Source organism: Parvibaculum sp. (assembly GCF_049672805.1).
Taxonomy (GTDB): Bacteria; Pseudomonadota; Alphaproteobacteria; order Parvibaculales; family Parvibaculaceae; genus Parvibaculum.
The window spans coordinates 1-8,653 of record NZ_JBATWS010000054.1 but is presented as its reverse complement, the minus strand read 5'-3'; the positions used below and the strand labels follow the sequence as shown (position 1 = coordinate 8,653).

The 8,653-nt window shown below is 60.9% G+C and carries 8 protein-coding genes; 4 read left to right on the top strand and 4 right to left on the bottom strand.

What is annotated here, in order from left to right; translation table 11 throughout:
• Together lptG and lptF are read right to left on the bottom strand one after the other, a co-directional pair.
• The coding region (gene lptG / locus WBF74_RS01755) for an LPS export ABC transporter permease LptG (protein ID WP_424434247.1) at nt 1-926 on the bottom strand (926 nt) is incomplete at its 3' end.
• Nucleotides 926-2,077, bottom strand: coding sequence for an LPS export ABC transporter permease LptF (gene lptF, locus WBF74_RS01750; RefSeq protein WP_424434244.1), 1,152 nt, complete (start codon nt 2,075-2,077; stop codon nt 926-928). The genes lptG and lptF, both read right to left, overlap by 1 nt.
• A 262-nt stretch (nt 2,078-2,339) precedes the next feature.
• Here lptF and WBF74_RS01745 point away from each other — a divergent pair, with 262 nt between their 5' ends.
• The 3 genes from WBF74_RS01745 to WBF74_RS01735 all read left to right on the top strand — a co-directional run bounded on the left by WBF74_RS01745 (nt 2,340) and on the right by WBF74_RS01735 (nt 5,316).
• Nucleotides 2,340-3,845 carry a leucyl aminopeptidase gene (locus WBF74_RS01745; RefSeq protein ID WP_424434241.1) on the top strand — a complete coding sequence of 502 codons (1,506 nt, stop codon included), beginning with the start codon at nt 2,340-2,342 and terminating at the stop codon, nt 3,843-3,845.
• Nucleotides 3,846-3,857: 12 nt separating this feature from the next.
• The gene (locus WBF74_RS01740; protein ID WP_424434238.1) at nt 3,858-4,307 is read left to right on the top strand and encodes a DNA polymerase III subunit chi; all 450 of its coding nucleotides are present in this window, start codon (nt 3,858-3,860) and stop codon (nt 4,305-4,307) included.
• Between the two features lie 73 nt (nt 4,308-4,380).
• Entirely contained in the window at nt 4,381-5,316 is a 936-nt protein-coding gene (locus tag WBF74_RS01735; RefSeq protein ID WP_424434235.1) for an MBL fold metallo-hydrolase, read from the top strand.
• A 12-nt stretch (nt 5,317-5,328) separates the two neighbouring features.
• Here WBF74_RS01735 and WBF74_RS01730 read toward each other — a convergent pair whose 3' ends face one another.
• Nucleotides 5,329-7,239, bottom strand: coding sequence for an ABC-F family ATP-binding cassette domain-containing protein (locus WBF74_RS01730; RefSeq protein ID WP_424434232.1), 1,911 nt, complete (start codon nt 7,237-7,239; stop codon nt 5,329-5,331).
• A 98-nt stretch (nt 7,240-7,337) separates the two neighbouring features.
• On the opposite strand from WBF74_RS01730, the gene ndk reads away from it, so the two are divergent.
• Nucleotides 7,338-7,760, top strand: coding sequence for a nucleoside-diphosphate kinase (gene ndk / locus WBF74_RS01725; RefSeq protein WP_424434230.1), 423 nt, complete (start codon nt 7,338-7,340; stop codon nt 7,758-7,760).
• 101 nt (nt 7,761-7,861) lie between these two features.
• On the opposite strand, the gene purN is transcribed toward ndk, so the two are convergent.
• Nucleotides 7,862-8,512 carry a phosphoribosylglycinamide formyltransferase gene (purN, locus tag WBF74_RS01720; RefSeq protein ID WP_424434227.1) on the bottom strand — a complete coding sequence of 217 codons (651 nt, stop codon included), beginning with the start codon at nt 8,510-8,512 and terminating at the stop codon, nt 7,862-7,864.
• Between the last annotated feature and the right edge of the window lie 141 nt (nt 8,513-8,653).

The window sequence follows — 8,653 nt, the reverse complement described above, 5'->3', positions numbered from 1 at the left end:
GTCAGGGTGCCACCCATCCGGGTTACCCGCATGGAAAAGATGGCCGCCACCACAACCATGGTCGCCAGCATGGCCGGGGTCGCAAGAAGCTGGTGGAAATAGATATTGTACCGCCGGGCCGAGAACCCCGCCGCTTCGGCTGTCGCGATGAATTGCGGCAGCTCCCAGAAGGAGACGGTCTCTTCCCGCGCGAAGCTTTCCTCGACCTGTTTTTCAGTCAGGCTCGTTTCCTGCTCATAGGTGTCGTAGTGGCGTGGCTGGTCACCTTCCATGAGCAGCCAGACGTCCGAAAGCTCCCAATGGCCGGGGCGGAGCGAGGCCTTCGCCGCATCAATCCGTCCGAGAAACCGGTCCGCGGCACCATAGAGATAGATGGTGACGCCTTCGAGGTTGAGGCCCGCGCCATCCGTTTTCAGCGCATGCACGACCGACTGGCCGTTGGAATCTGCCTGACGCAGCCATAATCCGTTGGATGAAACGGCAACGAAGCTCGTCTGCTGCTCAAGATATTTGGCTTCAAGCTGGCCATAGCGCATCGCAAGAGTGGCCGCCACGGGGTTGTAAACCGTGACGATGAAGGCACCCACCGTGAAGGCGACAACAAGGGCAGGGGTAATGAACTGCCAGACCGAAACGCCCGCCGCGCGCGCTACGACCAGTTCGTTGTTGCGGCTAAGCCGGAGAAAGGCCGCCATGCCCCCGAATAGCACCGCGAAGGGCAGGGTGCGGCTTCCCACGCGCGGCACTTCCATCAGCGCCATGGAAAGGATGAGGTCGAAGGTGACACCCGGCTTGTCGCTGCCACGGCGCAGCAATTCCACGAGTTCGATGATGAAGATCAGCGACAGGAAAAGCGTGAAGGTGATCAGGACAACGGAAAGAAACTGCCGCCCGAGATAGCGCGAAAGGGTCCAAGAGAGGTTCATCAGGCAGCCCCCTCCATATTCGCCGGGTGTCGCCGCAACCTCTGCCATATCAGGCCGAAACGGGCGTCTCCTATGATAGCGGCACAGATGCCGCAAACTGCGAACGGAAAGAGATACATCAGCGGAATGAGATAGGAATTGCGGGCAGCCGCATTTGCGATAGCAAAGCCCAGGATACGGGCGAGCAAGGCCGCCGCTGCTGCGGTGGCAACGCGGGTCGCATAACCCCGGCGGCTGAAGGGGGCGGGCAGAAGCGCTGCCAGTGCAACCAGGGTGAGCGCGACGGGGTAGAACCCTTCCACGATCCGCTCATGGGCATCGGCCAGCAGTCTCTTGCGATTCTGCCGCGCATAGGCGTCATTCGGATCGGGATTGATCAGCTCGTGAAAATAGCGCTCGCGGCCTTCAAAGGCGAGCACAGGCCGGTCTTCCATATATTGCGAAAGGTCGTAGGTGTATTTGTCGAAATAGAGAATGGTCGCCGGTCTGACGGCGCCAGCCTCGCGGGAGCCGCGCTGGATATTGCCGTTGAACATCACCAGCATGGGGCCGTTCGCGCCATTAATCAGCGTACCCGTTTCTGCCATATAGGTGATGGGCTCTTCCGGATTACGTCCGTCATGAACGAGAATCCCGTGCGCCGCCCCGCCGGAATCGCGATCCCGCACATAGACGGTAAGCCCGCTGGCCGGATTGCTGAAGGTGCCTTCGCGGATCATCGAGGTCGCAACGTCACTGCGAATTTCGTAGAGACGGCTCTTCAACTCGCGCAGCCCGGCAGGTGCGAGATAAATGGAGAAGGACAGGATGATGACCGAGGTGAGGAGCGCCACGGCAACAATGGGGATCGCAACGCGCCAGCGGCTGATACCTGCGGCAAACATCACCACGATCTCGCTGTCACCGATCAGCTTGTGCAGCGCGTAGAGAACGGCGCAGAAAAGCGAGATGGGCAGCACGATCATCAGCGTGCCGGGCAGCGCAAAGGCGGTCAGTTCGAAAAAGGTGAGAAGCGTCTGGCCCTGCGTGATCAGCACGTCGAGCATCCGCAAGGCCTGTGTCAGCCAGATAATGCCCGTCAGGACGAAGCTGGCCACCAGGAATGGCCCCAGCACCTGAATGAACAGATATCTCGACAGGCTCGTCGGCATAAGTTCGGTTCCCTGCCGTCTCGTCTGAAAGACGGCCTCGTCATTACCAGAACCTGCCGGTCCGTCTCACGGCTGGCCTGCACCCCAATTTTCGACTGGCGGCTTTCCCCTCGCGCCGATTGGGTTAGGATGCGCCACGGATTCCCGTTGCGCGGTCCGGAATGGTTATCCCATTTTGGCGCCCGGGGAAAGGTTAAGGGCAGACGTCCCTTGCCGGTCCGCCAACAAGTTTAACCCCGGTTCGCCGGGCCGGGGATAATGAATGGAGAAGCTCCAGATGAATATTGCGTTTGCCGACATTTCGCTCGCCCGTCAGGGGGCGCTGGCCGTTCTGGTCACGGAAGGGACCACGCTGCGCGGCGTTGCAGCGGAGCTTGATGGCAAGCTGGGCGGTGCACTGAAGCGGGCAATGAAGGCGGCAGACTTCACCGGCAAGGCAGGAACCGTACTGGAGCTGGTGGGGCCGCAGGGTGTCCCGGCAAGCCGCGTCCTGCTTGCGGGCCTCGGAAAATCGGGGGATGTGTCGGCAGCAGGCCTGGAAAAGGTCGGCGGCGAACTGGCTGGCCGTCTCGAAAAGACGACAGAAACCGCCCTCTCCATCGTGCTGGACGGCATTGCAGCGCCGAAGCTTCCGGCAGGCGAGGCAGCAGCGCGCGTCGCCTTCGGTGCGAAGCTACGCTCCTATCGCTTCGACAAGTACAAGACAAAGAAGAAGGACGACAAGGGACAGGGGCTGAAATCGCTCACCATCCTCTCGCGCGCGGCGGCAGCAGCACGCAAGGAATATGCACCGCTTTCGCAGGTGGCGGCGGGCATGTTCCTCACCCGCGATCTCGTCAATGAGCCTGCGAACATTCTTTATCCCCGCGAGTTTGCGCGGCGCGTGCGCGCCCTTTCCAAGCTCGGTGTGAAGGTTGAGGTGCTTGGCGAAGCGCAGATGAAGAAGCTCGGCATGGGCTCCCTTCTCGGGGTGGGGCATGGCAGCCAGCATGAAAGCCAGCTTGTGGTGATGCGCTGGACGGGTGGAAAGGCAAGCGAAAAGCCGGTCGCCTTTGTCGGCAAGGGCGTTTGCTTCGATACGGGCGGCATCTCGCTCAAGCCCGCCGCCGGCATGGAAGACATGAAGGGCGATATGGGCGGCGCGGCCTGCGTCGCAGGCCTCATGCATACGCTTGCCGCACGCAAGGCGAAGGTGAATGCCGTTGGCGTGATCGGTCTCGTGGAAAACATGCCGGACGGCAAGGCGCAGCGCCCCGGCGATATCGTGACCTCCATGTCCGGTCAGACCATCGAAGTCATCAATACCGATGCGGAAGGCCGCCTCGTGCTTGCCGATGCGCTCTGGTACACGCAGAACCGCTTCAAGCCGAAATTCATGATCGACCTTGCGACCCTTACCGGCGCCATCATGATTGCGCTCGGCAAGGAATATGCGGGCCTCTTCTCCAATGATGACAAGCTCGCCAAGCAGCTTTCCGATGTGGGCGAGATTGAAGGTGAAAAGGTCTGGCGCATGCCGATGGGGCCGGCCTTCGACAAGATGATCGACTCCCGCTTTGCCGACATGAAGAATGTCGGGGGGCGCGATGGTGGCTCCATCACGGCGGCCCAGTTCCTCCAGCGCTTTGTCAATAATGTGCCCTGGGCGCATCTTGATATTGCGGGCACGGCCATGGCCTCCCCGCAGACGGCAACGAACCAGAGCTGGGGCTCAGGCTGGGGCGTGCGTCTCCTCAATCGGCTTGTCGCCGATCACTATGAACGCTGAGGGCGCTGCAGGGTGACGGAAGTTCTTTTCTATCACCTGCAGAACGCGCCGCTTGAGAGGGTGCTGCCGCAGCTTCTCGAAAAGTCGCTGGAGCGCGGCTGGCGCGCCATTGTGCGCGCCGGCGGGCCGGAGCGGCTTGAGGCCCTGAACGGTCTCTTGTGGACTTATAGCGACGACAGTTTTCTTCCTCATGGCACAAGAGAGGATGGACCGGCAGAGGCAATGCCGGTCTATCTCACCATCGAGGATGAGAACCCGAACAATGCGCAGGTGCTTTTCCTTGTGGACGGGGCCGAACCTTCTGATCTCGGCCAATATGAGCGTTGTGTGCTGATGTTTGACGGGCGCGATGAAGCGGCGCTCGCGGCTGCCCGCGAACACTGGAAAAAGCTGAAATCCGAGGGTCACGATACGACCTACTGGCAGCAAAACGAACAGGGACGCTGGGAAAAGAAAGCCTGAGCGGGCGGCGAATCCGTTGTTCGTGCGCCTCTACGAGCGCATAATATGCGACGACATTCATAGGGGGGATATCATGCCGAAATGGCTTCGGGCGACGCTCGCCGTTTTCGTGGTGGCGGCTGCGGTTCTGGGCGCGGCCTATTACTGGTTTGTCGTCGAAAGCTCGATGCCCGAGGACGCAGCCTTTGCGCTTGATATCAATGAGGTCCGGCGCATGGTTGCCGCCGTACCGGGCGACAGGCCGACCCGCATAGAGGTGGAAAATGTCGCGTCATTCAGCGCCCCGGCGACGGTCATTGTTGCTGGCGATGGCTGGTCGATGCGTGACATGCCAGTGCTGAGCTATCGCCTGGTCTATCCCGAAAGCTCCATCATCATCGACACGGCGCTCAGCCAGCTTCTCGGCGGAGACAATCTCGCCGCTTTCGATGAAGAAGCCTATGAGCGGATGAACCAGGCAATGCGTGAGGCAGAGATGATCCTCATCACGCATGAGCATATGGATCATATTGGCGGCCTCGCCGAGCATCCCGAACTTCCCGGCATCATGCCTTCCGCCAAGCTCACGACCGAGCAGCTTGGCGATCCGCGCTACCGTGAGCCCGCTGCCTTCGAGCCGGGTTTCCTCGACGGCTATGAAACATTCGACTACGACAAATATGCGGTCGTGGCGCCGGGCGTGGCGCTGATCAAGGCACCGGGCCACTCACCCGGCAGCCAGATGATCTATGTGCAGCTTGCAGATCTTTCCGAAGTGCTTTTCATCGGCGATGTGGCCTGGCACTACCGCAATATCCAGACCCTGCGGGAGCGTGCCCGTTTCGTGACCCAGTTCTTCCTGCGGGAAGATCGCCAGGCCGTGTTCGGCCAGCTTGCTGCGCTGAAAGCACTGAGCGAGGCGGAGCCTGACATCGCCATCGTGCCCGGACATGACGGAGAGATTCTGGGGGCACTGGTGGAAGCGGGCGTGCTGAAGGAAGGATTCAGCGTCACACTCAACGCCGAGTGAGGGCACACGGCTTCAGGCGGACGCCGCTTCCTCATAGGCGGCGCTCGCATTGAGCCAGCTTTCTTCCGCCGCTGCCAGCGCCTTCAGCGTGTCTGCGCGCTCCTTCGCGATGCTCGCCATCTTCGAGGGGTCGCTCGCAACTTCGGGCGTTGCAAGGCGCATATCGAGCGACTCGATCTGCTTTTGCAGGCGTGCGATTTCCTTCTCGGCTTCCTGCACCATCTTCTTCAGAGGGGCGATCTGCTCGCGCTTCTGCGCCGCAAGGCGGCGGGCTTCCTTCTTGTCGATCTGAACGCGCGGTGCCTCGGTGATGACCTCATCGTCATCATCGCTCGCCACCATCGGCTTTACGCGCCGCGCGGGGTCGAGCAGCCATTTGCGATAATCGTCAAGGTCGCCCTCGTAAGGTGCAACCGTTCCGTCAGCGACGAGCCAGAGACGATCCGCGCAAGTCTCGACCAGATGACGGTCATGACTGATAAGAATGAAGGCACCATCATATTCGTTGATCGCCATGACAAGCGCATCGCGGCTATCGACATCGAGATGGTTGGTCGGCTCGTCGAGAATGATCATGTGCGGCTTGTTGAAGGTGGCAATGGCAAAGAGAAGCCGCGCCTTCTCGCCGCCTGACAGCTTTTCAACCTTCGTATCTGCCTTGTCTGCACCGAAGCCGTAGAAACCCGCGCGTGCGCGCACCTGTGCCTGTGTCGCATCCGGCATCAGCTCGCGGAAATGCTCGTAAGGCGTTTCACCCATATTGAGTTCGTCGAGCTGATGCTGCGCAAAATAGGCGATGCGAAGTTTTTTCGACGCGTATTTATGGCCTGCCGTGACGCTCAACCGGTCGCAAAGGAGCTTCGCAAAGGTGGATTTGCCATTGCCATTCGCGCCCAGAAGCGCGATGCGATCGTCCTGATCGATGCGGAGGTTGAGACCGGACAGCACTGGCTTGCCCGGCTCATAGCCGACACTTGCATCTTCCAGGCGGATGATGGGCGAGGCGAGCGGCTTGTCAGGCGGCGGAAAATGGAAGGACAGCACGCGTTCTTCCAGCACATCCGCAATCGGCTGCATCTTCGCCAATGCCTTCATGCGGCTCTGCGCCTGCCGCGCTTTGGATGCCTTCGCCTTGAAACGCTCGATGAAGCTTTCCATGTGGCGGCGCGCATCTTCCTGCTTCTTCTTCATCGACATTTGCAGCAGCAGCTTTTCGCGGCGCGTGCGGTCGAAGCGGTCGTAATTGCCGCTATAGAAGGTCAGCTTCTGCCCCTCAAGATGCAGGATGTTCTGCGCGACATTGTTCAGGAGGTCGCGGTCATGGCTGACGATGAGAACCGTATAGGGATAGCCCCGCAGATATTCTTCCAGCCAGATCGTGCCTTCGAGATCAAGATAGTTGGTCGGTTCGTCGAGCAGCAGCAGATCAGGTTCGGAAAAGAGCACGGCGGCAAGCGCCACACGCATCCGCCAGCCGCCCGAAAAGTCGGAGCAGGGGCGCGCCTGCGCCTCTTCATCAAAGCCGAGACCGGAGAGAATGCTGGCCGCGCGGGAGGGGGCTGCATGGGCGCCCATATCGGCGAGCCGCGTGTGGATCTCGGCAATACGGTGCGGATCGGTCGCCGTTTCGGCTTCCGCCAGCAAGGCATTTCGTTCCTTGTCAGCGGCGAGCACCGTGTCGATGAGCGAGGTCGGCCCCGCCAGAACTTCCTGCCGGACCATGCCGATCCGCCAGCTTTTCGGATAGGAAATGCTGCCGCTTTCCGGCCCGTACTCGCCTGTTATGAGCTTCAGGAGAGTGGATTTTCCGGTTCCATTCCGCCCGACAAAGCCCGTCCGCTGGCCCGGCGGGATCGCCGCCGTGACCCGGTCAAGAAGGAGGCGGCCCTCCATGCGGAACGTCAGATCGTTAATATGAAGCATGATGGCGGGGCTTTTAGCACTCGCAGTTGCCCGCGTCACCAAGCCCCGCTATAAACCGCGCGAAATCCTTCACTTGCAGAAAACTGGGAAAGAAGAGCATGGCCCTCGAACGGACCTTCTCGATCATCAAGCCGGATGCGACCCGGCGTAACATCACCGGCAAGATCATCGACCGTATCGAAAGCGCGGGCCTCCGGGTCATCGCCTCGAAGCGCATCCACATGACGAAGGCGCAGGCCGAGGGCTTCTATGCGGTCCACAAGGAGCGCCCCTTCTTCAATGATCTCGTCTCCTTCATGATTTCCGGCCCGGTTGTGGTCCAGGTCCTTGAAGGCGAGAACGCCATCGCGAAGTACCGCGAAGTCATGGGCGCGACGAACCCGGCCAATGCCGATGCTGGCACGATCCGCAAGGACTTCGCCGAGTCGATCGAAGCAAACTCGGTCCACGGCTCGGACGGTCCGGAAACCGCCGCCGAAGAAATCAAGTATTTCTTCAAGGACGAAGAAATCGTCGGCTGATCTCACCGGCGCATGAATCTGAAAAGCCCCGCTGGAAACGGCGGGGCTTTTTGTTTCTGCGCGGCTTGTGGATGGCTTCGCTTCTCTCGCAATGACGAGTCCTAAGTGATGCCCGGCACAAACAAGGGCGCGGGAACCTCCTCGCCATCCGCATCGACGATCACCACGCGCTCGCCTTCGACGCGGGCGCGGCCTTCGACCACGAGCTTCAACGCGAGCGGGTAGAGCTTGTGCTCCGCCTTAAGGATACGCGCGGCCAGTGTTTCTGCAGTATCGCCGGGCAGTACCGGTACGGCTGCCTGTGCCACGATCGGGCCTTCGTCCATTGCCGGGCGCACGAAATGCACCGTGCAGCCGGTGATCTTCACGCCCGCATCAAGCGCGCGCTGATGCACATGCAGCCCCTTGAAAGCGGGCAGCAGGGAAGGGTGGATGTTGAGCTGGCGGTTATGCCACTTCGCCACAAACTCATCCGACAGAATGCGCATGAAGCCCGCATTGCAGACGAGTTGGACCCCCGCTTCAGTGAGCGCGCGGTCCATCTCCGCATCAAAGGCTTCGCGCGAGGCATATTGCTTGTGGTCAATGACTAGCGAGGGGATACCCGCCGCCTCCGCAATGGCAAGCCCGCCCGCGCCCGGACGGTTGGAGATTACGAGCGCAATCTCGCCGCGAAAGCCTGGCTCTGCACAGGCCTCGATCAGCGCCTTGAGGTTGGAGCCGCGGCCTGAGATGAGAACGCCGATCTTCACGCTTTGCTGCCCAATGCGCCCTTCACGCTGACGCGCGGGTTACCTTCAGCAGCCTCGGTCAACACGCCAATGCGCTGCACCGTCTCGCCCGCATCGGCAAGCACAGCGGCCACCTTGTCGGCCTCCGCCTCTGCCACCACG

Coding starts and splice junctions, on each gene's coding strand:
- ndk (WP_424434230.1), top strand. CDS start 7,338: ATGGCCCTCGAACGGACCTTCTCGATCATCAAGCCGGATGCGACCCGG.
- lptF (WP_424434244.1), bottom strand. CDS start 2,077: ATGCCGACGAGCCTGTCGAGATATCTGTTCATTCAGGTGCTGGGGCCA.
- WBF74_RS01745 (WP_424434241.1), top strand. CDS start 2,340: ATGGAGAAGCTCCAGATGAATATTGCGTTTGCCGACATTTCGCTCGCC.
- WBF74_RS01730 (WP_424434232.1), bottom strand. CDS start 7,239: ATGCTTCATATTAACGATCTGACGTTCCGCATGGAGGGCCGCCTCCTT.
- WBF74_RS01735 (WP_424434235.1), top strand. CDS start 4,381: ATGCCGAAATGGCTTCGGGCGACGCTCGCCGTTTTCGTGGTGGCGGCT.